Origin of the sequence: Propionivibrio sp. (assembly GCF_049316945.1) — a bacterium.
Classification (GTDB): Bacteria; Pseudomonadota; Gammaproteobacteria; order Burkholderiales; family Rhodocyclaceae; genus Propionivibrio.
Genome location: NZ_JBMOJE010000086.1, coordinates 1 through 22,868, shown reverse-complemented (window position 1 = coordinate 22,868; position 22,868 = coordinate 1). Strand labels below are relative to the sequence as shown.

The following is a 22,868-nucleotide window of genomic DNA, read 5'->3' as shown; positions in this document are numbered from 1 at the left end:
AGGAAGAGGTACAGGAAGAGGTACAGGAAGAGGTACAGGAAGAGGTACAGGAAGAATCGGCGCTGACTATAGAAGAGCCGGAACACATTGATTTTGCAGCTGCGCCGGAGCCTGCCGGCGAAGAGGATGCAACACTGGATGCGCCGCAGGAATTGGCAGCGCCGGTACAGAGTGCCGAGATAATCACACTCGCTTTCCCCTCTGCGCCATCTGAAAGCGACAAGGATGATTTCGACATCGATCGCGAAACGATCGAGATTTCAGATTTTGACTTTGACATTCCCGTGTTGGAATTGCCATCGCTGGTTTCCGTTGTTTCGCCGCTGATCGAAGAAGCCCCAGTTGAGGAGGCTGCAACTGCCGAATTGGTCGAGGCAGTCGAACTGATTGAACAAGTTGACCTTGTCGAGCCTGTCGAGTCGGTTGAACTCGCAGAAACGGATACACAGCCGGATACACAGCCGCGAATTACCGTTTCACCAACGCTATTCGATATTTTTTCAGAGGAAGCAAGTTCGCATCTGGCAACACTGCAGCGCGAACTGCCGGTGCTTGAACGTGATGAATTAACACCGACCCCGCACGACATGTATCGGGCGGCGCACACGCTTGCCGGAATCTCCGCAACCGTCGGCATAATGCCACTTAATCGACTGGGGCTGACGCTTGAACACGCCCTGCTGCGCCGTGACAACTCGGCACTGCCGGGCAGTCTTGAAGCACTCGGAATCATCAGGCAGGCGGTAGGCGAAATTGATCTGATGCTGTCTGCTTTTGCCGCAGAACGGGAACTCGAAGTCCCCCTCGCGCTGATCGAGGCCCTTGATGCGCTTTATCCGTCGAACGTGGTCACGCAGCAGGAACAACCGACAGAGCACGAAGCCGCTGCGGAACTGCCGGCAATGGCCGAAGCAACACTGCCGCAAGTAGCGAACAAGGCTGAATTCTTGCAGCCGGCTGCATTTGTTGCCGAAATTCAAAAGCTGCACGACGAAATCGATGAACAACTGCTGCCCATCTTCCTCGAAGAAGCGCTCGATCTGAACCAGGGCATTACCACCCAACTGCGTGCATTGCGCAGTGCCCCGGCCAATGCCGATGCCGTGCGCACGCTTACGCGACTGTTGCACACCCTGAAGGGTAGCGCGCGCATGGCTGGCGCAATGAATCTCGGTGAAATAGCGCACGCCATTGAGTCGCGCGTTGAACAGGCCAATCGAGCCGGCAGCATTCCGCTCGAAGTGATTGACGAAATCGACAACGCCTTTGATTCTGTTCTGCATATTATCGAACGACTGCAACGTGGCGAGTCTCTGGACCAGCCGCCGGTCGGCAACGTCGTTGCCGCGGCCGCTACTGTCGCCGAAGCGGGTGAAACTCCGGAAACCGTCGCCGTGCCCGTCGAGCGTCGCGCTCGTCGCGTGCGCCGTGCCGACAGCGAAGTCGAAGGCGATGCCGCCTCACAACGCGCCACCCTGCGCGTTCGTGCGGATCTCATCGACCGGCTGGTTAATGAAGCCGGTGAATTGTCGATCGCCCGCGCACGGATTGAAGGCGAGATGCGCAGTCTGAAGGTTTCGCTGCTCGACTTGACGGAAAACGTGATTCGTCTGCGTCGGCAGTTGCGCGAAATCGAAATTCAGGCCGAGTCGCAAATGCAGTCGCATACCGCCCAGGCCGATGAACGGCATGCCGGATTCGACCCGCTTGAGTTTGACCGCTTTACCCGCTTCCAGGAACTCACCCGGATGATGGCCGAGTCGGTCAACGACGTAGCCACTGTCCAGCAGAACCTGTTCAAGAACCTTGACGACGCCAACGCGGCAATCATCGCCCAGGCTCGTCTGAACCGTGAAGTCCAACAGGAATTGATGGCCGTTCGCATGGTTCCCTTCGGCAGTCTTGCCGATCGCCTGTACCGCATCGTCCGGCAAACCTCGAAAGAGCTTAACAAGCGCGCCAACCTTGAAATCCGCGGTAGCCAGGTAGAACTGGATCGTAGCGTGCTGGACAAGATTGGTGCTCCGCTCGAGCACATGCTGCGCAACGCCATCGCGCACGGTCTGGAAGAACGCGATGTCCGCGTGGCCCAAGGCAAGCCGGACATCGGGGAGATTTTGCTGGCGCTCAAACAGGAGGGCAATGAAATCATCCTGATCTTGTCCGACGATGGTGCCGGACTCGACTTTGAGCGTATTCGCGCGCACGCCATTGATGCCGGGTTGCTGGGTGCGGATGAAGAGGCCGACACGGCACGCCTCGCGGATATGATATTTGCCCCCGGCTTCACAACGGCGAGCGAAGTGTCTCAGGTCTCAGGTCGTGGCGTTGGCATGGATGTTGTCAAGACCGAGGTCGGCAGCCTTGGTGGTCGCATCGAAATAATTTCCACCCCTGGCCAGGGCACCGAGTTTCACCTCTACATTCCGCTTACCCTGGCGGTGACCAAGGCGCTGCTGGTGCGTGCCGGCAACAAACACTATGCCATCCCCTCGGTGATGATCGAGCAGGTGCTGGATCTCAAGGAAGCCGCGCTATCCCGCATTCGCGATGCCGGATCTGCAGAATGGATGGGGCATCATTACCCCTTCAACTACCTGCCGCATCTGCTCGGCGAAGCGCAAGCCGTGCCCGAACAACATCGCAAGTCCTGGATCTTGCTGTTGCGCGGTGGTGCCCGGCGGATTGCGGTTCAGGTCGATGAACTCATCGGCAACCAGGAAATCGTCGTCAAGAACATCGGCCCCCAACTCGCGCGCGTTATCGGCGTCGATGGGGCAACGGTGCTCGGCAACGGCCAGGTGGTGCTGATCCTCAACCCGGTGGCACTGAGCCGTCGCTCACCGGCTGCCGAACTGAACGCCCCGCTTCCAGCGACGCCCGTCCTTTCCGGGAAAGAGGCGACCACCGCCTTGCTGCCGACGGTGATGGTGGTCGACGATTCCTTGACGGTACGCAAGATCACCAGCCGTCTGCTGGGTCGTGAAGGGTATCAGGTCATCCTCGCCAAGGATGGTGTCGAGGCTCTTGAGCAACTGCTCGATGTGGTTCCGGACGTCATGCTCGTCGATATCGAAATGCCGCGCATGGACGGTTTCGATCTGACGCGGAACATCCGTGCCGATGCCCGGCTGAAAGACATTCCGATCATCATGATCACCTCGCGCACCGCCGACAAGCACCGCGCCTACGCCTTTGAAATCGGTGCCAATCATTACCTTGGCAAGCCGTATCAGGAAGACGAATTGCTACGACTGGTGGCTGAGTACGTCACGCAGCAGCGGCACGCTTGACCACTGCGTAACGCGCCAGGGTTAGACGTCTGGCCTCGCCGTGCTCGACGAGGGGCGTCGGCGTATCCCGCCCGACAATCACCCCGCAAGCCGACTGTTCCGCGGCATTCATGCGCCACGGCGCATGAATGAACTTGTTTGGTACGGAAGCCAGTTCCGGCAGGTAGCGGCGTATGAAACGGCCGTCCGGATCAAAACGCCCGGATTGCGTTACTGGATTGAAAATACGGAAATAAGGCTGCGCATCACAGCCGCTTGACGCGGCCCATTGCCAGCCGCCGTTGTTGGCCGACAAATCAAAATCATTCAACTGCCTGGCGAACCAGGCTTCGCCGCGACGCCAGTCAATGCCCAGGTCCTTGCTCAGGAAGGAAGCCACGACCATGCGCAAACGGTTGTGCATGAAGCCGGTGCTGTTCAACTGCCGCATTGCGGCATCGACCAGCGGATAGCCGGTTCTCGCCTCACACCACGCGGCAAACAGGCGCTCGGCGTGTTCGCCTTGCTCCCAGACGACCTTGTCGTATTCCGGCTTGAACGAGTTTTCAACGACATGCGGGAAGCGATCGAGAATCATGAAGTAGAAATCGCGCCAGATCAGTTCGGAAAGCCAGGTTGCAGCGCCTTCTACCCCAGCCATAGCCCCATTGGCCAGGGCGAGGGAAACCAGTTCGCGAATCGAAACCGTCCCGAAACGCAGGTGGACAGACAGATAAGACACACCCTTGATTGCCGGATAATCACGTTGCTCCCGATAGCACGCAATGCGCTTGCGGAAGTCATCGACCAGCCGTCTTGCGCCGGACATGCCCGGAACGATGCCTACCTGGTGCAAATCAGTCGGGCAGAAGCCAATCTCTTCAAGCGAGGGAACACCGGTTGCGCATGGCGATGAGACCAGCCGGCCATTCTCTGTCGCATGCTGAGCCAGATCATCGTCGGTCAGGCGCTTGAGCCAGGTGTTTTTATAGGGCGTGAATACGGTACAGGGTCGCCCGGCCTGGGTCAGGACCTCGGGGCCGTCGAAAATGGCCTGATCCTTGAATGACTCAAAGCCGATTCCGAGCGTGCCCAATGCCGCCGCAACCGTCGCATCGCGGGTCTTGGCTTGCGGCTCGTAGTCGCGGTTGGTGAACACCGCCGTCACACCAAGCTCGCTGGCCAATCGGGGAATCTCGCTGGTCGCCCATGCATGGCGAACAATCAAGGCGCCACCGCGCTGGCGCAAGGCCGTTTCAAGCTCGACCAGCGACTCGCGAATGAACTCGACGCGGCGATCCGTCCGCGCGGGCAGCGCATCCAGGATTTCGCTGTCGAAGATGAAAGCGCAATAAACACGCCTCGCGCGCCGCAGTCCTTCGCAGAGGGCCGCATGATCGCTAGCGCGCAGGTCACGACGAAACCAGACAAGGACTGAATCGAGCATTGATTACCTTTGTGTCGGCCGCTGTCGGCGATTAAAATAGATGCATGATGCAAAGCATAAACCTGACCGACCATTTTCTCATTGCCATGCCGGCAATGGATGATCCCTATTTTTCAAAATCCCTGATCTACATCGCCGAGCACAACGAGCAGGGCGCGCTCGGCATCATCGTTAATCGCCCGATCGACATGAGTCTGGCGACCCTTTTGGAAAAAATCGACGTGCCGTTCGAGCACCCGGATTTCGCCAAACTGCCGGTCTTCTTTGGCGGACCGGTACAGACGGATCGTGGCTTTGTTCTGCATCGACCAATCGGTGAGTGGCAGTCGACGCTGGTGGTCAATCAGGACGTGGGCCTCACCAGTTCGCGCGATGTGCTGCAGGCGGTTGCGCGCGAGGGACGGCCGCGTGAAATCATGGTTACGCTCGGCTATTCCGGTTGGGGCGCCGGCCAGCTTGAACACGAACTGGCAGAGAATGCCTGGCTGACCGTGCCGGCCGATCCGCACATCCTGTTTGACCTTCCCTACGAGGAAAGGCTTCCCTCGGCGATGGAAAGTCTCGGCATCGATTTCACCAATCTTGCGCTACAGGCCGGGCATGCCTGAAATCATCAAGCCACACAGCGGTACGCTACTCGCTTTTGACTTCGGCGAAAAACGCATTGGCGTTGCCGTGGGCGAGTGGCTGCTTGGTCAGGCGCATCCCCTGACAACGATTCGCAGCGAGGCCAACGCCGAGCGCTTCGCCGCCATCGCCGCGCTGATCAGCGAATGGCAGCCCGTCAGCCTGGTTGTCGGCCTGCCGGTCGCGCTTGACGGCACGGCGCATGCCATGACCGCGCGCAGCATCCGCTTCGCCAATCAGTTACGCGGCCGTTTCGGTCTCGGCGTCGAATACGCCGAAGAACGCCTGACTTCGGTGGAGGCCGGAGAACGGCTGCGCGAGAGCGGCCACAATGCGATGCGCGCCAAAGAACATCTTGATGCGCTCGCCGCCCAGATCATCTTGCAGTGCTTCTTTGAACGCACGGCTGAACGAATTTCACTGGACTCTACGGATAAACAGCCCCATGCCACTCACCAAACTGCCTGACGCCGAAGCGCAATGCGCCGAACTGGCCGAACTCATCCGCCCGCAGTTGCAGGCGAACACCATGCTGGTCGGCATTCACAGTGGCGGCGCCTGGGTGGCCCGGCGCCTGCAGGAATTGCTCGGTCTTCCCGGCGAAATCGGGCTGATTGACGTTTCCTTCTATCGCGATGATTTTGGCAAGAAGGGGCTGCATCCGCAGATCAAGCCGACCTCGATTCCCTTTGACGTGGAAGGGCGGCCGCTGATTCTCGTCGATGACGTGCTGTTCACCGGTCGCACCACACGCGCCGCCGTCAACGAACTGTTCGATTACGGACGTCCGGCCTGCATCAAGCTCGCCGTACTCGCCGACCGCGGTGGACGCGAGTTGCCGATCTGTGCCGAATTCTGCACCTGGCACCCGGAACTGGGCGCTACTGAAGAACTGGTGCTGGAACCTGATACAGCGGGGCGTCTGCAATGGAGGCGTGCCAAACATGCGTAATGTGCCGCAGCACAACCCCCCGCACCGGAATCCGCAACTCAACGCCAATGGCGAACTGAACCACCTGCTTTCGATCGATGGCTTGCCGCGTGACGTGTTGACGCAAATCCTCGACACCGCGTCGAGCTTCCTCGAAGTCTCCGACCGCGACGTAAAGAAGGTGCCCCTGTTGCGCGGCAAGAGCGTTTTCAACCTTTTCTTCGAGAATTCAACACGCACCCGAACCACCTTTGAAATAGCCGCCAAGCGTCTTTCGGCTGACGTCATCAATCTGGACGTGGCGCGTTCCTCGGCGGCCAAGGGCGAGACGTTGCTCGACACCATCGACAACCTGGTCGCCATGCACGCCGACATGTTTGTCGTGCGCCACTCGGCATCCGGCGCACCCTACCTGATCGCCGACCATCTACGCAGCATCGGCCGCTCCGACGTGCACGTGGTGAATGCCGGCGATGGAAGGCATGCGCACCCGACGCAAGGGCTGCTCGACATGTTCACCATCCGCCACTACAAGAAGAGTTTCTCGGAGCTGACCGTGGCCATCGTCGGCGACATCCTGCACTCGCGCGTGGCCCGCTCCGACATTCACGCACTGACCACCCTCGGCGCTGGCGAGGTGCGCGCGGTCGGTCCGCAAACGCTTCTCCCCACCGCCGTTGAAAAAATGGGCGTACGGGTTTGCCATGATCTGCGCGAAGGGATCACCGGATGTGACGTGGTAATCATGCTGCGCCTGCAGAGCGAGCGCATGAATGGCACGCTCCTGCCTTCGGCACGTGAATACTTCGATTGTTACGGACTAACGCCGGAGATGCTGGCGCTGGCGAAACCGGACGCCATCGTGATGCATCCGGGGCCGATGAATCGCGGCGTTGAAATCGCCTCCGAGGTAGCCGATGGACCGCAGGCCGTCATCCTGCCGCAGGTCACCTTCGGTATCGCCGTGCGGATGGCGGTCATGAGCATTCTGGCGGGGAACTGAGTGATGCGCGAAGAATTGAACAACACCAATATCCAGATCAGGAACGGCCGCCTGATCGACCCGAAAAACGGCATCGACGAGCAGCTCGATGTCTTCATCACCGACGGGCGCATCGCCTCAATCGGCCAGCCTCCGGCGAACTTCACGTCAGCGCGGACAATTGACGCCAGCGACCGGATCGTTTGTCCCGGCCTGGTCGATCTGTCGACCCGCCTGCCCGTTCTCGAATCGGAACTCATCGCTGCGGTAGCCGGCGGCGTCACGGCGGTCGCCTGCCCACCCGACACCAAGCCGATCCTCGACGAGCCGGGGCTGGTCGAACGTCTGGTCCGCCGCAGTGAAGCGCTCGGACTGGCGCGGGTCTACCCGATAGGCGCGCTGACCGTGCAACTGGCCGGCGAAAAGCTGTCGGAAATGGCCAGCCTGACGCGTGCCGGTTGCATCGCCTTCTCGCAGGCCAAGCAACCGATCTTCGATACGCAGGTACTGCTGCGCGCCATGCAATACGCCGCCACCTTCGATTACGCCATCCGTCTGCAGCCGCAGGATCATTACCTGGCGCGTGACGGCGTCGCCCACGATGGCGAGGTGGCCTCCAGACTCGGCCTGGCCGGCATTCCGGTTTGCGCCGAAACCGTGGCTATCGCCACCGCACTCCAGTTGGCACGCGAGACGGGGGTTCGTCTGCATCTGGCGCGGCTATCCTCGGGGGCCGGTATCGCGCTGGTGCGCGAGGCCAAGCGCAACGGCCTCAAGGTCAGTTGCGACATTGCCATTCACCACCTGCACCTTTCGGAAGTGGATATCGGCTACTTCGACAGCCATGCACGTTTTGATCCGCCGCTTCGTTCAGGAAGCGACCGCGACGCACTCCGTGCCGCCGCCGCCGAAGGGCTGGCGGCGCTCTGCTCGGACCATACGCCAGTCGATGAAGACGGCAAGCAGTTGCCCTTTGCCGAAGCCCTGCCGGGTGCCAGCGGCCTTGAACTCCTGCTGCCGCTGACCCTGAAATGGGCGGAGGAAACGAAACTTCCCCTGCTTGCGGCACTGGCCCGAGTCACCTGTGATCCGGCCACTATCCTTGGTATCGATGCCGGTTCGCTGACGGTTGGCAGCCCGGCGGATGTCTGCATTTTCGACTTGGCCGAGCCCTGGCTGATGACGCCAGAAGCCCTGCGCAGCCGGGGCAAGAACACGCCATTCATGGGTTACGAGATAGCCGGCCGGGCGCACGCAACGCTGGTCGGCGGACGTATCGTTTTCGAGCTATAGCCACGTAATTTCGGGTATCCGACTTCTGCGATTGACTATTGATTGCGCACTGCAACATGCATTCTGGCTTCATGTTCTTGCGCTATGATTCGTCCGTAGCCGGCCATAATCTGCCGTTCGTCCATTCGACAGACCAACGATTCGAACGACTGCTTCACTCTAATACCTGCCCGACGGCGTACGCGTACATCTCGGCCTGAACTGCTTTACAAGTCAGCCTACAGCCCCTGAACCGACTGAAGTTGGCCCCCTTTCGTGGATACTGTTCTCGACACGGCAGGGGTTACCCAACCCGCGCTAGTCATAGCATCCACACATAGTGGATAATTGTGGTTGCACAGAGAACGGCCATTCCGGATGGTCAGCCTTTGCTATTTTTCCAGCAATGGGAGATGTATCGTGAGTCGCATCGAGATAAATGCCGCAGTGATGTTTGCTGACATATGCGGTAGCACCCACTTATATGAACGCCTTGGCGATGGAACGGCCCACCATCTCGTTTCCAATCTGATAAAACTGGTCGACTCGCTAATAGAGAAGCATAACGGACGGGTTGTGAAGCACATTGGGGATGAAGTTCTCGCAGTATTTGAGAAACTAGAAAATGCTGCGAGTTGCGCGATTCATATTCACAAGCTATCCGAAGATGAGAAGGCTTTATCTTCCCTCCAGATGAAAATTGGCATCCGATTTGGAGCAGTATTTCTCGAAAATTCAGACGTGTTTGGGGATACCGTGAATACGGCAGCACGAATCGTCTCGATGGCCACCCCGGGTCAGACTTTGGTCGGTGCGGAGATATCTGGCATCGAACTCAAGTCTGGTGCGATCCGGTCGATTGGGCTTCATAAGCTCAAAGGCAAGAAGAATGTGGTCGAAATCTATGAGCTATTGGGGGCTCAGCCCAAGGGGCTCACTACTTGCGTAGCGCCTTCACGAAAAAATCGACGGAAGGAGCGCGTGCTTCGTCTCTGCTTCGCAGACACAGAAATTGAAATGGTTGTCGGGCAGAAGATTATTATAGGTAGAGACGAACAGAACGCGCTCCGAATAGATCACCACCTTGTTTCAAGAGAGCACGCCGAGGTGGAAGGAGTTCGCGACAGATTTGTGCTGCGTGACATAAGCACCAATGGACTTACCGTCCTCGCGAGTGATGGACGTGAATACGCGTTGCACAGGGAAGGGATAACTCTGGTCGGTAACGGTGAGATACACCTCGGAACTCAATCTGCCAGTTCTAGTGATGTTCCTATCGTTCGCTTTGTGAATGCTGAGAGGTAGGAATGGGGATTTTTTTTAAAGAATTTACATCAGGAAGTCGAAAGCCAGGACACAAAATCTGGATTCATGCGTCAGGCAATATAGCCGCCGTTCTTGATGCTTCAAGAAGTAGCAATGGCAGCGAACTGGTAGCCGAGATAACTTCATTGTGGGACGGCAAGGAGAGTTTGACTGCACATGAAGCGCTTCAAATTGCACAAGATTCATTCGGGAATAAGCTCGACGACATAAATTTGTCGGTATTCCAGCGCGAGTCAGACCATGTCGTAGTTGCTTCCATTGGATATCTGCAAACTATTCTACTGGCCAGGTCTGCCAGCATTCAGGCCCCTACTTACAGGCTAGATCTGAAGCCCTCTGAGTACTTCATCGTGTCGACATCTCAGGTATTCGGTCTGAACGGCATTAACTCGCGAACATTTGAAAGCGCCAGAACCGAAATGGAGTTGAGTTCGGTTGGACGTCAACTTGCCACCAGCGATGATTGGGCAATGCTGGCCTTTCCGTTTGAATCCTCGTTAAGTTACGTAGACCCGGCATGGAAATACAACCCGTTTTCCGGCTCGCAGGAAGAGCGTGACCGAGAGAAAAAGGGGCTTGCGCGAATAGCCAATAACCTCTTCAAGGATGAATCATTTGACGGATTCAGGATTGTTGGTGGCCAGTTCTACCAACACCGCGATTCATCAAGCATGCCCGACGGCATATTGGTCAGTCCCTGGGGGCTGTTTGTTCTCGAACTGAAGGATCACTTCGGCTCAATCGTAATTCCAGAAAACTCGCAAAACACGGTAATGACAATTAGCCTTGGGCATGGAAAACCGCAGCGGTCCGAAAAAAATCCGGTAGCTCAACTGATGGGTTCGCTTAGGAGCAATTTCCAAAAGTTCGAATGGGGCGTATCTCTCCCCGCAAACGCACGTGCGTACGGACTTCTTGTATTCACCAATCCGCAAGCAACAGTAAATACCGTAGATCATGAATCAAAAAAGCACGCGCTTCCACGAGACCTCGGAGATGTCATAGTCTGCACACCAAACACAATTGCGGCGGCAATTAAGTCCAAAATGCAGCGATTCATGTCTCGATCTTCAACCACAGCGGAAAACCAGTCTGAGCTTGCTGCCAAGTTGGCTGCTGCAACCGGCAAGACAGTTGCCTCTTCAAGAAGGGCCGTCATCACCGACAGAGATATTGGTGCAATCGTTTCTCATCTCACACGTCAAGTTCCTGTCGGAGTATCAACAGAGGCGATACGTCAGCATGGTCGCTTTACCTTTGGCCCTCATGCGCTTGAGGCTGAATCAAACAACTACTACAAGGTCTACCTTGGCAACGTCCAAGGCAAGGATCGAAAGATTTGGGTGAAAGAGTATCCCATGACTGCAATGGAGCGCGGGGATGGGCTTGAGACCGAGATAGACCGCCTTCGAAGAGAACTTACAGCATCTCAAGACCTACCCGTAAGTCCCCATATCCAGCGTGGGCTAGATTCCTGGGATGAACCCGGCTGTCTATTTGTGGCACTCGACTATGTTGCAGGACAAAAGCTTGACGAATGGTTGCGTGATAAGCAACCGTCTCGCGAGACCCGCTTGAAACTGCTGCTGGAAATCTCGAAAACTCTTGGCATCCTTGCCTCAGAAAATATTGTTCACCGAGCGCTAACTCCGGCAAACATTCGGATTGATCAGACTGGCTTGCACGTAATCATTAACCTTGAGTTATGCAGATTGCCGAATTCAGCGACGATCGCCCAGAATGCACGGGCGCTTTTGGATACCCAATACCAATCGCCGGAAGTGTTAGTCGCGGGACGCCAGGTGGGACCATCTGCTGATGCATATAGCTTTGGTAAGCTTGCCTGCCTGATTCTCTCACAAGATATCTCGTTGCCGTTTTCATCTCCCGCCGACCAACAGAAGAAAATGGCGAAGGCCGGCTTCTGGGCATCGGTCAGTTCGCATTGTGGATTCGCTGCGGACAGTGAGAATTCATTCCAATGCATTCTCGCGCTTGATCCGAGTCGTCGCCCGACTGGCGATAATCTTGTGAGCCTTGTCGAGGACTGGCAATGAGTCAGATCGTCACTGGTCAGTCGATTTCGTGGGCTCAACAGACAAATGTTGAGGTCATACGTACTATCTACAATGCGCTTAATGTAACTGGCCGTGCTCTTTATCAAGTAAAAAACGAAAGCGATGGGCTGCTGTATGCCATGAAAGTTTTTGACGACTCGCAGAACGATCCTCGCGCAATTCGATCAGAACTCGTTGCACTCAACCGGCAGGTGCAGCTCCCTACATTGCTTCCGCGCTTTCGAAATATGTTTGGCCGAGACGGATTTACCTACGTTCTCATGGACTGGATGGAAGGGGAGTCCTTCGATATCGTAACAAAGGGTCAATCTGTCATGGATCGTGAGACTGCTGTACTGCGAGTTGCAATGCTCGTAGAACTCGCGAAGACTATTGAAAAGATTCATCAGGCGAATTTTGTTCATCGAGATATCAAACCTCAGAACGTGCTTTTAAGAAACCGCAAGATGCCCCGTGAAGGAGTCGCGGTAATTGATTTTGGCTTGGCCGCACAGAGCAGGTATTTCGAAGAAGGAACCATGGACTACCAAGCCCCTGAGCAAGCGGGACGACGCGACTACAACCTCGGCCCAGCCACTGATGTATTCGGGATTGGGCAGGTCGGCTGGTTCTTGTTTCGCGGGACCCCGTTAACTCGTTTTCCAAACGATACGGTCACCGACTGGGCCGATTCCTCTGGGGGCAGCCTCATAGCAGGCGATGGCAAGATCTCCGGAGTCGATGAACTGCAAAACATCTTGCTGAAAGCCATGAGCTACCACCCCAAAAGGCGTTTCGAAAACGCAGCACAGCTTAAGGTTGCTCTCACGAACGTTCAGCGGAAGTACTTTTCGTAATTGCCCAATACTCTTAAGCCATGGCATCAATCTACGGAAATCTAGCGTCTGATTCAAAGCTGCTGCCAACGACAGGGAGTCTTAAGTTTTGGCGTCCACAAGACATCGCTTCGCTGCATTTTGTCATTCCCATCATTCGCGGCGAAGATCGTGACCAACGAAGCGATTGGCCGGGAGGCAATTTCCCGTCATGGTCGGAAATCAAAGCTGAGTTATTGGCTAGCAAGTCTTCATATCTGACCATTAAGCCTCTTGACGACGGTGCAGGATATTTCGTCAATATTCTCGTCGGTCGCTATATGCTTTTGACTCGCTGCAAACGTGGCCAAGGCGGACAAGGCAATCTAAGGATCAATCTCAACAGTACGGGGATCAAGTTTGCCAACAACAACCAGCGCAGAAATATGGTTGTGCAAGGCGTAAGGGTTGAACACCAAGGAATAGTGCTTACATCGTTTGACGATTTTCGCGATAGTTATGCCAATCGAGATAATTTTTATGAGCTTGGCGAATTCGCCCGGTTGATCGTTGCGCTGGAATCGAAGCAAACCCCTGAAGTTGTTAAGGTACTCGAACTTGATGATGCCGAGGATGATCCAATTGTTCCGCTGCAGGAAACAGAAGAGCATCTCCTGCGTACCTTGGAAACCTACGTCGATGCCGAATACTTCCTTGAAGAACAGAAGTCCAGAGCAACCCCGGGGTTTGCCTACACCGAAGCCATCCCGGAAAAGCGCGTATCCAGCGTTCGCAAGTACTTCCGCCTTAGGCTGCTGGAATCTGACTACAAGAGACTCAAGGCTCTGGCACCAGGCATGCTGGCGCTGGAACGTGGGGATGATGAGCGTCCGCTGCAACTAAAGGTCGAAAATTTGGAGCCCAGCGATGGCAAGCATCAGATCGTAATCTCATCAGGCGAACAGCTTTCCGTAGGCGCAATCCCGGAATCCGGCCGGCTTGTAATGTTTGCTAACCCCATTCAAAAGAAAGTTCGGATGCAGGTGATCGAGAATCTGCGGCAACGTTTGTCACCAAACAAGTGGCTTTTGCCGCTAGCAGCAACGAGTTACCAGCATCTCCGGGCACCGTCGGTAACTGTACACATTCCGCCCTCGAAATTTCCACCAAATCCTTCGCAGTTAAAAGCTATCAATCTTGGTGCGGGAACAGAAGACTACCTCCTTGTGCTTGGGCCGCCAGGTACAGGGAAAACCACGGTCATATTGCGATGGGTGGAGTTCTTTGTTTCACAAGGCAAACGGGTTCTCATCAGCTCGCAAAACAACAAGGCTGTAGATAACGTACTCGAACGCCTTGCAGAAAACCGGAAACTGACATGTGTCCGTCTTGGTAGCGAAGGGGCTGTCAGTTCTTCCGTGCATGATCTGCTCATTGACAACTGTGCGTCAGGTCTGCAACAAAAACTTATCGAGTCATTGGCAAGAAATATTGCCCTAATGACGGAGTTTCAACGTGGCCTTATCGACACGATGCAAATGGTCGAATCAGCATTTAGCAACCCTGAACAATTCATGCAGGGATTAGCCGTACTCCAGACTTATGCATCTGAAAACCTCGCAACTCTAAAAAATGTTATTGAAAATTCATGCTCGGGGAGCGACATATTTTCGACAGTTACTTTGCGCGCATTGCTGGATCGTCTTAACGCCATTCCATTAGGAATCGACCTACGAACGACCTTATTTAATGAACAACTGGCCAACATTGCGGCGCGGTGTGACGCTCAGCTTTCAAAACAACGGGAAGATGCAGCCAGAGAAGCAGCACATGCAAATTCCTCGCATCAGAATCTGATGGACGATCTCCAGACTCGACGTCAGCATTTTTCCGAAAAGGGAGGCATGCTCAAGCCTTTGTTCGGAATGGCCGCTTGGTGGTATTCACGGCGCACCCGGAAAGCAGTTGAAGAGCACGAACTCAATCTTTCCGGAATAGCAAAAAGAGTAGCGGGGCAGCTTGAAAAGACAACAATTGAAGCCTCATCACGGCTGGCGCATGCAGAAGCAGATTACAGCGCAAGCCAGGCAAGGCTTAAGAATGAGCAACAACAACTTAATGACAAAGTAGGCGCTCTCCGTAATGAAAAGCTCGGTCAGCTAAAGGAGATTCATCAAGCTGTGAGTAACATTATTGCCGAGACATCAGCATGGCACCGGACTATCGCCAATCAACGCCAAGAGGGACTGTATTCAATCTTGTTGAATTTTGTGGATGTGGTTGGCGCCACGTGCATAGGCATCGACACAAATAAATTTTTTAAGGATGCTGTATTTGATGTGGCAATTGTTGATGAGTCAGGCCAAATTCAACTTCACAATTTAGCCGTTCCACTGTCCCGTGCCCCCAAGGGGATTTTGGTTGGTGACCACAAGCAGCTACCTCCCGTAGTCAATGAAGAGTTGATTGATGAGGTGATCGCCCGTGCAGAGGCCGATAGTGTCGATATCGATACAGAGCTTCTGGAAAAGAGCTGGTTTGAATCGCTTTGGGATTCTGCGCCAGAAGAACGTAAGGCAATGCTGAATACGCAATTCAGGTGCCCAGCGGTGATCAGTGACTTCATTTCATCAGCGTTTTATGAGGATAAATACGTTGCAGGCCCCGGTATGGCAGAAAAGCTGCCGCTCTTCACGTTTTTCAAGAGTCCGATGGTGTTCATTGACACGTCGAAGTTACCCCTGCACCAGAGGCAGGAATGTTCGCGGCGAGGGGCGGAGCGAGATGAATTAATTGGCAATCCGGTGGAAACGCAACTTGTTCTGAAAGTGTTGGAGAAGGCTTTGGATGCATCGCCACAATTGGGCGAGAAGCGAGAAATTGGCGTCATCGTCCCCTACAAGCTACATGTTCAAGAGATTCAGCGCGAGATATCGGCTCGGCAACGTAAGGGAGAATTGCTTGGATTGCCTGCGCCAATAGGCGAACTGGTTGCTTCCGTTGATAGTTACCAAGGACAGGAACGGGACCTGATTGTTTTCACTTTCACCCGTTCGAATCCGAGGGGGGGGGTTGGATTCTTGGCTGACTGGCGTCGTCTGAATGTTGCCATGACCCGTGCAAAGCGGCAGTTGGTAATGATTGGCGACTTCTCGACGCTAGCTAAGCAATCCAAGCCTGGTAGCCGGGATGCCGAGTTCAAGACTGCCATGATTAAACTTCGATCATTTGTGATGAAGAGCGGTCACTTGATTGATGCAAGGGATTGGCTTCCAAGAGTCGATTCGACTAACAAGGCGTGATGTTTATGTCCAGAAACACGACCCCACCGCGCATCCGTGTTCGTTCGATCATCGACCGCATAAACGCACAGGGTGCGTCCCTGATTTATCAGCAAACAGCGTTGTATCCGGTTCTTGAAACGATAGTTCGAATCCGGGAAAAAAGTCGAGACCAACTTGGTGACTTTGAAGCACACATACTCAAATTCGTCAGTCTCGGAGTGTTGGACCAATCTGAAATATCCTTCGTAACAGGCTTTCCGGAAGAAAAGCTCCTTCCAATCCTTCATGAGTTGGCTGGACGAGGGTTGCTGGCACAGGAGCGGGCAACAAACACGCGATTTACGATCAGTGAGCTTGGCCGGCTTACTATCCAGTATGGTGCCGAGGTGCTTGAAACTGATAGAGCAATTCTTCTGTGCGGACTTACTGGTCGACTATTGCCGCGCGAGCTTTACTCGATACCGGCCCTCGATCCATCCCAACTACGGGGGGCACGCTTCATACCGGACCTCATAAGGGAAAACAGTGAAATTACCCTTTCCTACCTGAATCTTGACCTAATAGCGAACAAGCGCTCCGTAAATATCCCGGACGAAGCAATCGAAATTTGCGGCGTTATTGCCGACTCTGCGGCACCGAAATTTCTCGAGTGCGAGATATTGCTGTTCAATGTTTCCGGCAACACAAAGGTCGAGCTTTATTTCTCCGAGGGGAAGGTGGATTGGCTAAATGTAAGCGACGTGCTCGGCCTGCTCGAACCGCTCGGTTATCCCAATAGCACGCCAAGCCAAGTCGTCGGGGTTCTCGCCGAAGAACTGAGGAAGTTTGGACTCGTCCTAGAAGACTCAGGCACACTCGATTCAAACGGCAACCCGGTTTTTAGGCTGGCAGGAGCCGAGGACAAGTTTTTCTCGCAAAAAGTTGCTGGCCGTCTTTACGCTTTGCATGTAGGAACTGAGAAGCATCATGCGCGCCCGGTTTCCGGCTTTCCGCGCATTCTCAAGGGACGGGCAGTCAGTTTGTTTTCAGCACCTGGCTCGCCATTCGAAAAGGATATTGAGCGGATCAGGTTTATTGACGGCGTGATAGGCGAGCTTCGGTTGAAGAAGCTGGCAACTCCAGAGCTCTTGGCTGAAGCACTTGCGGCGAGAGCGCCGGAAAACGGCTTTAAATTCGACGAGCTAGAAAAAGCTGCTATTCGCACTATGGACAATATGTTCATCAGCGCGATCAAGGGTGAAGCATCGTCCACCAAACCGTCTTGACGAGGATGTCCCCGCGCCCAATCGACTCCGATATCCGCTGACTGCCCGACACATGTCGCTCATCCCGCGACAACCGTATGGTCGTACAGACCGAGGACTTGCCAGCGAGCAGGGCTGGAACAGCTGCTGTACTCAGTTACCTGACGTTGAGCGTTCAGAGAGGCGACAGGCCGGATTGGGTCGGTTGCGGCCAGCGTTCAAATAATTCAAGTAGATTCCTCGCTACAAAATCTGCTGCGGCGCGGCATATTGTGCACTCGACAATCACGGAAATCGGATACCCATAATTTCTTGGCACCGCCCTGCGAGGCAGGCGGGACGGTCATCTACGCATGACCTGCCCTGCAAGCCAATGCCCATGCGGCTCTTCAGCCATAGTGCCCATCGATCGCCTGTCCATGGGCCTTGCAGGCTAATTGTCCGGCAGCAAGCGTTGCGCCGTATCTGCCGGCGCCGCACTCACTTCAAGCACCTTGCGCCGTGAAGTCTGGCCGCTTTTCAGGCTGACCGCCGACTTTGCCAGCCCCAGCCGATCGGCGACAAATCCGATCAGCGCGGCGTTGGCCTTGCCGTCCACCGGTGGTGCAGCCAAGCGTATCTTCAGCGCATCGCCATGCACCCCGCAAACTTCGGTCTTCTTTGCTCCGGGCTGAATGTGCAGCGTCAGGGTGATTTTCCCGTCACCGGCACGCAGCCACGGGTGCATCAGAGAAACATCAGCACGAGTTGCGCGAGCAGGATAGCGATCAATGGCGAAAGATCAATCGCCGCAATTGGTGGGACAATACGTTGAATCGGGTGCAGGAAAGGTCGTGTCAGTTGCGCGATGGGTTGCGCCAGTGGTGAGTAGGGGCTCACCCACGAGAGAATGGCTTGCAGGAAAAGCGCGCCGATCAGCAGGTAAATGCTGAGGCGCAGCGTCGCCAGCACACTCTGCCACAAGAGCGGGCCGAGCAGTGTCTCAAGCGGCAGCGATTCAATTCCGCCGCGCAACGAGAACACCGCCAGCAGCAAGACCACCTGCAACAGGTAGGCCGGCAGCAGGCTGGCCAGATCGAGGCCAAAGAGTCCCGGCAAAACCTTGCGCAGCGGCATGACCAGCCAGTTGGTGAGTTGCACGATGAAAGCGCCGACCTGATTGCGGAATGAAACGCGGAAGGCCTGCATGTAGAAACGCAGCAGCAGGGCGATCGTCATGAAGCCGAGCAGCGCATCGAGGAGGAACAAACCGGCTTGCGTAAGCATGGTCAATCCTTGCCGAGCAAGTCGCCCAATTCACGACTTCGGGCGTTGGCCGCCAGCACGCCGGCAACAATATTCTCCTTGACGCCACGCTCGGCCATAACCAGCAATGCCGCCTCGGTGGTTCCGCCTTTTGAGGTTACCCGTTCGCGTAGTACGCTGGCCGGCTCGTCCGATTTTGCCGCCAGCTTGGCCGCACCCAACGCGGTTTCGATCGAGAGTTGCTGCGCCTGTTTGGTCGTGAAGCCGAGTTCGATGGCCGCCTGCTGCAAGGCTTCGATGAACAGAAAGACATAGGCCGGGCCGCCTCCGGAAATCGCCGTCACGGCGTCAATCTGCGCTTCATCGGTGACCCACACGGTGCTGCCAACCGCATGCAGAATGCGTTCGGCACCCAGCCGTTCGGCCTTGCTGACGGTCGGCAGGGCAAACAGCCCGGTTACCCCGGAACCGATCAACGCAGGCGTGTTGGGCATGGCACGCACCAACTTGTCGTGCCCCCCCAGCCAGCGCGACAGGTCGGCCAGGCGCAGTCCGGCAGCGATACTGATAATCAGTTGCTTGCTCAGATACTTCTGCAACGGCGCGCAGGCTTCACGCATCTGTTGTGGCTTGACCGCCAGCACCAAGGCGTCGCACTGAAATGCAGCAGCCTTCGGCTCGGCGTAGCAACGCACCTCGTATTCTTTTTCAAGACGCGCACGATTTTCCGCGCCAATTTCGATCACCGCGATATCGTCCGGAGAAAAACCCTGATTGATCAGGCCTCCAATCAGCGCGCTGGCCATGTTGCCGCCACCCAAAAATGTAATTTTCATGTTGATTTTCTTTCGCCAAAAATTGCGCTACCTACGCGCACCACTGTCGCGCCCTCGGCGATGGCCGCTTCGAGGTCATGCGACATACCCATCGACAACGTATCAAGCGGCAGACCGTCGCCCTTCAATTGCTCAAAAACATCGCGCAGCCGGCCAAACGCTTGCCGCTGCTGCGCAAAATCATCAAGCGGCGCCGGAATGGCCATCAAACCCCGCAGTTTCAAGCGCGGCAGCAAGGCAACCTGCTGCGCCAGCAACGGCACGTCACTGAGGGCAACGCCGCTTTTGCTGGCCTCACCGCTGACGTTCACCTGCAGGCAGACCTGCAAGGGCTCCAGCCCTTCAGGCCGCTGCTCGGCCAGTCGTTCCGCGATCTTCAGGCGATCGACTGAATGCACCCAGTCGAAAGTCTCAGCCACCCGCCGCGTCTTGTTGCTTTGCAGCGGCCCGATAAAATGCCACTCAAGTCCCAGCGCAGCAAGCTCGGCGACCTTCTCGACACCTTCCTGGACATAATTCTCGCCGAAAACTTTCTGCCCAGCCACCGCCGCCTTACGCACATTTGATGCAGGCCAGGTCTTGCTGACGGCGAGCAGCGTAATATCGCCAGAATTTCGTCCGGACTTTCGCGCTGCCGCATCAATTCGTGCGAGAACGGCTTGCAGGTTAGCGGATATTGTAGTCATAATCTCATGTTGCATTGAAGCTGCAAAGTATAGCACCGCACCCCGACCACCGCTGAGGATCAACCCGGATGGATATCACCGAACTGCTGGCTTTTAGTGTCAAGAACAAGGCATCTGACCTGCATCTTTCGTCGGGTCTGCCGCCGATGATCCGGGTGCATGGAGACGTACGCCGCATCAACCTGCCAGCCATGGAACACAAGGATGTGCATGCCATGGTGTATGACATCATGAACGATGGCCAGCGCAAGCACTACGAAGAAGTTCTGGAATGCGATTTTTCCTTCGAAATCCCCAATCTGGCCCGCTTCCGCGTCAATGCCTTTGTCCAGAACCGGGGGGCGGCTGCGGTTTTCCGGACCATCCCCTCCAAGATACAGTCGCTTGAAGACCTGGGCTGCCCGAAGATATTCAAGGACATTTCCGAGTATCCGCGAGGCATCGTGCTGGTAACCGGCCCGACCGGGTCGGGCAAATCGACGACGCTGGCGGCGATGGTCAACCACGTCAATGAAAACGAACATGCCCACATCCTCACGGTCGAGGATCCGATCGAATTCGTGCACGAATCGAAAAAGTGCCTGATCAACCAGCGCGAAGTCGGTCCGCACACCCTCTCGTTTGCCAACGCGCTGCGCTCGGCTTTGCGCGAAGACCCGGATGTCATCCTGGTCGGCGAAATGCGCGATCTGGAAACCATCCGCCTCGCGCTGTCCGGTGCCGAAACCGGCCACCTCGTCTTTGGCACCTTGCACACATCGAGCGCCGCCAAGACGATTGACCGTATCGTTGACGTATTCCCGGCGGCCGAGAAGGAAATGGTTCGCTCGATGCTCTCCGAATCGTTGCGCGCGGTCATCTCGCAAACGCTGCTCAAGACCAAGGATGGTACGGGGCGAATGGCAGCGCACGAGATCATGATCGGTACCCCGGCGATTCGTAACCTGATCCGTGAAAACAAGGTGGCGCAGATGTATTCCGCGATCCAGACCGGCGCCCAGCTCGGCATGCAAACCCTCGATCAGAATCTTCTCGAACTGGTTCGCCGAAACCTCGTTTCTGCCGCCGAAGCGCGCGGCAAGGCGGCCAACAAAGATGCATTCCCGGGCGCGTAACGCTTAACGGTAGAAGGATAGATAATGGAACGTGATCAGGCACTAAAATTCATGCACGACCTTCTGCGTCTGATGTCGCAGAAGAATGGCTCCGACCTCTTTATTACTGCCAATTTCCCGCCCGCAATCAAGGTCGATGGCAAGGTCACTCCGGTTTCCAACCAGCTCTTGACGTCCCAGCACACGGCGGAATTGGCACGTTCGATCATGAACGACCGTCAGGCGGCCGAGTTCGAGTCAACCAAGGAATGCAACTTTGCCATCTCGCCCTCGGGGATCGGACGTTTCCGTGTCAATGCCTTGATCCAGCAGGGACGCGTAGCGGTTGTCTGCCGGCTGATCAACATGTCGATCCCGACGCTGGATGAACTCGGGCTGCCGACCGTGCTGAAGGATATCGCAATGACCAAACGCGGGCTGGTCATCTTTGTCGGCGGCACGGGTACCGGAAAAACCACCTCTCTGGCAGCCTTGGTCGATCACCGCAACAAGAATAGTCACGGCCATATCATCACCGTTGAAGACCCGATCGAATTCATTCACGACCACAAGGGTTGCATCGTCACGCAACGCGAAATCGGTGTCGACACCGACTCCTGGGAAGCCGCCCTGAAGAACACGCTACGCCAGGCACCCGATGTCATCCTGATGGGCGAAGTCCGTGACCGGGAAACGATGGACCACGCAGTGGCCTTCGCCGAAACCGGCCACCTGTGTCTCGCCACCCTGCATGCCAACAGCGCCAACCAGGCCATCGACCGGATCATCAACTTCTTCCCTGAGGAACGCCGTCACCAACTGCTGATGGATCTCTCGCTCAACCTGCGCGCGCTCGTTTCCCAGCGCCTTCTGCCCAAGAAGGACGGCAAGGGTCGTGTGGCAGCAATTGAAATCATGCTCAACTCCCCGTTGATCTCCGATCTCATCTTCAAGGGTGAGGTGCAGGAGATCAAGGAGATCATGAAAAAGTCGCGCGAACTTGGCATGCAAACCTTCGACCAGGCGCTGTTCGACCACTACGAGGCTGGCCGCATCACCTACGAGGACGCATTGCGCAACGCCGACTCGGTCAATGACCTGCGCTTGCAGATCAAACTGCATGGCAAGGAGTCGAAGGATCGCGACCTCAACTCGGGTATCGGGCACCTTGAAGTGGTATAGCCGCGACTGACGACGACTACAATCCTCGCGCCCACGCCGGGCGCAGGTGCGCGGCTTCAGGTTGCGCGATGGCCTGGCGAACCTGGCCCAGCAGGCGTTCCTTGTCCGCGCCAAGCGTTCCCTTGAGTACCAGCCAGTTGGAGGCATGGTCGCTGCGAAAGACGGTTCTGGTCAGTTCCAGCTTTTCGAGAAAACGTTCCATTTCGGCAAACAGTTCCGGCAGTGTTAGTGCTCGCCAACCTGGAAAACCTTTACGGAAGCGCTCTTCACCCAGCGGGAAGCTGACCACCAGCGTCGCGACATACTCTGGCTGCGTGGCATTGAGCAGGCGTGCCGAATTATCGGCGTGTTGAACCGAAAGCTGCGGCCCACCGAGTCCGTTGAGAATCATCACCGAGCGGGTAATTCCGGCCTGGCCAAGCTGGTCGAGAGCTTCGCGGGTCGTCGCGAAGGTTTCGCCCTTGCAGACGCGTTCGAGCACTTGATCGTCGCCCGACTCGGCACCGACATAGGCTCAGAGAACCTGATCTCTACCAAACAGTTCCCTGCCTTTTTTTTCCAATAATTT

General features: G+C 56.0%; 19 protein-coding genes. 13 read left to right on the top strand and 6 right to left on the bottom strand.

Features of this window, described 5'->3' with window-relative positions:
- On the top strand, nt 1-3,293 hold a 3,293-nt coding region (locus tag ACOYNV_RS17780; RefSeq protein ID WP_422901139.1), incomplete at its 5' end, for a response regulator.
- Here ACOYNV_RS17780 and ACOYNV_RS17775 read toward each other — a convergent pair.
- Nucleotides 3,271-4,719 (bottom strand): cryptochrome/photolyase family protein, encoded by a 1,449-nt coding sequence (locus ACOYNV_RS17775; protein WP_422901138.1) that lies wholly within the window; start codon nt 4,717-4,719, stop codon nt 3,271-3,273. The two genes, ACOYNV_RS17780 and ACOYNV_RS17775, sit on opposite strands and share 23 nt — an antisense overlap.
- Nucleotides 4,720-4,766: 47 nt before the next feature.
- Here ACOYNV_RS17775 and ACOYNV_RS17770 point away from each other — a divergent pair, with 47 nt between their 5' ends.
- The 10 genes from ACOYNV_RS17770 (at nt 4,767) to ACOYNV_RS17725 (ending at nt 17,278) form a co-directional block, all read left to right on the top strand.
- A complete protein-coding gene (locus tag ACOYNV_RS17770; RefSeq protein ID WP_422901140.1) occupies nt 4,767-5,327 on the top strand; it encodes a YqgE/AlgH family protein in 561 nt (186 codons plus the stop codon).
- A complete protein-coding gene (gene ruvX / locus ACOYNV_RS17765; RefSeq protein ID WP_422901137.1) occupies nt 5,320-5,814 on the top strand; it encodes a Holliday junction resolvase RuvX in 495 nt (164 codons plus the stop codon). Before ACOYNV_RS17770 ends, ruvX begins: the two co-directional genes overlap by 8 nt.
- Nucleotides 5,792-6,298, top strand: coding sequence for a bifunctional pyr operon transcriptional regulator/uracil phosphoribosyltransferase PyrR (pyrR, locus tag ACOYNV_RS17760; protein ID WP_422901136.1), 507 nt, complete (start codon nt 5,792-5,794; stop codon nt 6,296-6,298). The genes ruvX and pyrR overlap by 23 nt, the downstream gene beginning before the upstream one ends.
- Nucleotides 6,291-7,280 carry an aspartate carbamoyltransferase catalytic subunit gene (locus ACOYNV_RS17755; protein WP_422901135.1) on the top strand — a complete coding sequence of 330 codons (990 nt, stop codon included), beginning with the start codon at nt 6,291-6,293 and terminating at the stop codon, nt 7,278-7,280. Before pyrR ends, ACOYNV_RS17755 begins: the two co-directional genes overlap by 8 nt.
- 3 nt (nt 7,281-7,283) lie before the next feature.
- On the top strand, nt 7,284-8,552 hold the full coding sequence (locus tag ACOYNV_RS17750) for a dihydroorotase (protein ID WP_422901134.1): 1,269 nt from the start codon (nt 7,284-7,286) through the stop codon (nt 8,550-8,552).
- A gap of 399 nt (nt 8,553-8,951) precedes the next feature.
- The gene (locus ACOYNV_RS17745) at nt 8,952-9,836 is read left to right on the top strand and encodes an adenylate/guanylate cyclase domain-containing protein (RefSeq protein ID WP_422901133.1); all 885 of its coding nucleotides are present in this window, start codon (nt 8,952-8,954) and stop codon (nt 9,834-9,836) included.
- Between the two features lie 2 nt (nt 9,837-9,838).
- Nucleotides 9,839-11,914: a protein kinase domain-containing protein gene (locus tag ACOYNV_RS17740; RefSeq protein ID WP_422901132.1), complete on the top strand. Its 2,076-nt coding sequence runs from the start codon at nt 9,839-9,841 to the stop codon at nt 11,912-11,914.
- Nucleotides 11,911-12,771: a serine/threonine protein kinase gene (locus tag ACOYNV_RS17735; protein ID WP_422901131.1), complete on the top strand. Its 861-nt coding sequence runs from the start codon at nt 11,911-11,913 to the stop codon at nt 12,769-12,771. The genes ACOYNV_RS17740 and ACOYNV_RS17735 overlap by 4 nt, the downstream gene beginning before the upstream one ends.
- Before the next feature lie 20 nt (nt 12,772-12,791).
- A complete protein-coding gene (locus ACOYNV_RS17730; protein WP_422901130.1) occupies nt 12,792-16,031 on the top strand; it encodes a DEAD/DEAH box helicase in 3,240 nt (1,079 codons plus the stop codon).
- Between the two features lie 5 nt (nt 16,032-16,036).
- Entirely contained in the window at nt 16,037-17,278 is a 1,242-nt protein-coding gene (locus tag ACOYNV_RS17725; RefSeq protein WP_422901129.1) for a hypothetical protein, read from the top strand.
- A 412-nt stretch (nt 17,279-17,690) separates the two neighbouring features.
- On the opposite strand, the gene ACOYNV_RS17720 is transcribed toward ACOYNV_RS17725, so the two are convergent.
- The 4 genes from ACOYNV_RS17720 to ACOYNV_RS17705 are packed head-to-tail and all read right to left on the bottom strand — an operon-like array spanning nt 17,691 to nt 20,024.
- Entirely contained in the window at nt 17,691-17,984 is a 294-nt protein-coding gene (locus ACOYNV_RS17720; RefSeq protein ID WP_422901128.1) for a DUF167 domain-containing protein, read from the bottom strand.
- A complete protein-coding gene (locus tag ACOYNV_RS17715) occupies nt 17,984-18,523 on the bottom strand; it encodes a YggT family protein (protein ID WP_422901127.1) in 540 nt (179 codons plus the stop codon). The genes ACOYNV_RS17720 and ACOYNV_RS17715 overlap by 1 nt, the downstream gene beginning before the upstream one ends.
- Nucleotides 18,524-18,525: 2 nt before the next feature.
- Nucleotides 18,526-19,338, bottom strand: coding sequence for a pyrroline-5-carboxylate reductase (gene proC / locus ACOYNV_RS17710; RefSeq protein ID WP_422901126.1), 813 nt, complete (start codon nt 19,336-19,338; stop codon nt 18,526-18,528).
- On the bottom strand, nt 19,335-20,024 hold the full coding sequence (locus ACOYNV_RS17705) for a YggS family pyridoxal phosphate-dependent enzyme (protein WP_422901125.1): 690 nt from the start codon (nt 20,022-20,024) through the stop codon (nt 19,335-19,337). Before ACOYNV_RS17705 ends, proC begins: the two co-directional genes overlap by 4 nt.
- Before the next feature lie 68 nt (nt 20,025-20,092).
- On the opposite strand from ACOYNV_RS17705, the gene ACOYNV_RS17700 reads away from it, so the two are divergent.
- Entirely contained in the window at nt 20,093-21,139 is a 1,047-nt protein-coding gene (locus ACOYNV_RS17700; protein WP_422901124.1) for a type IV pilus twitching motility protein PilT, read from the top strand.
- Between the two features lie 24 nt (nt 21,140-21,163).
- Nucleotides 21,164-22,300, top strand: coding sequence for a PilT/PilU family type 4a pilus ATPase (locus ACOYNV_RS17695; protein WP_422901123.1), 1,137 nt, complete (start codon nt 21,164-21,166; stop codon nt 22,298-22,300).
- Between the two features lie 16 nt (nt 22,301-22,316).
- Here the strand turns inward: ACOYNV_RS17695 and ACOYNV_RS17690 are convergent, their stop codons facing one another.
- Nucleotides 22,317-22,781, bottom strand: coding sequence for a hypothetical protein (locus tag ACOYNV_RS17690; protein ID WP_422901122.1), 465 nt, complete (start codon nt 22,779-22,781; stop codon nt 22,317-22,319).
- Nucleotides 22,782-22,868 lie beyond the last annotated feature (87 nt).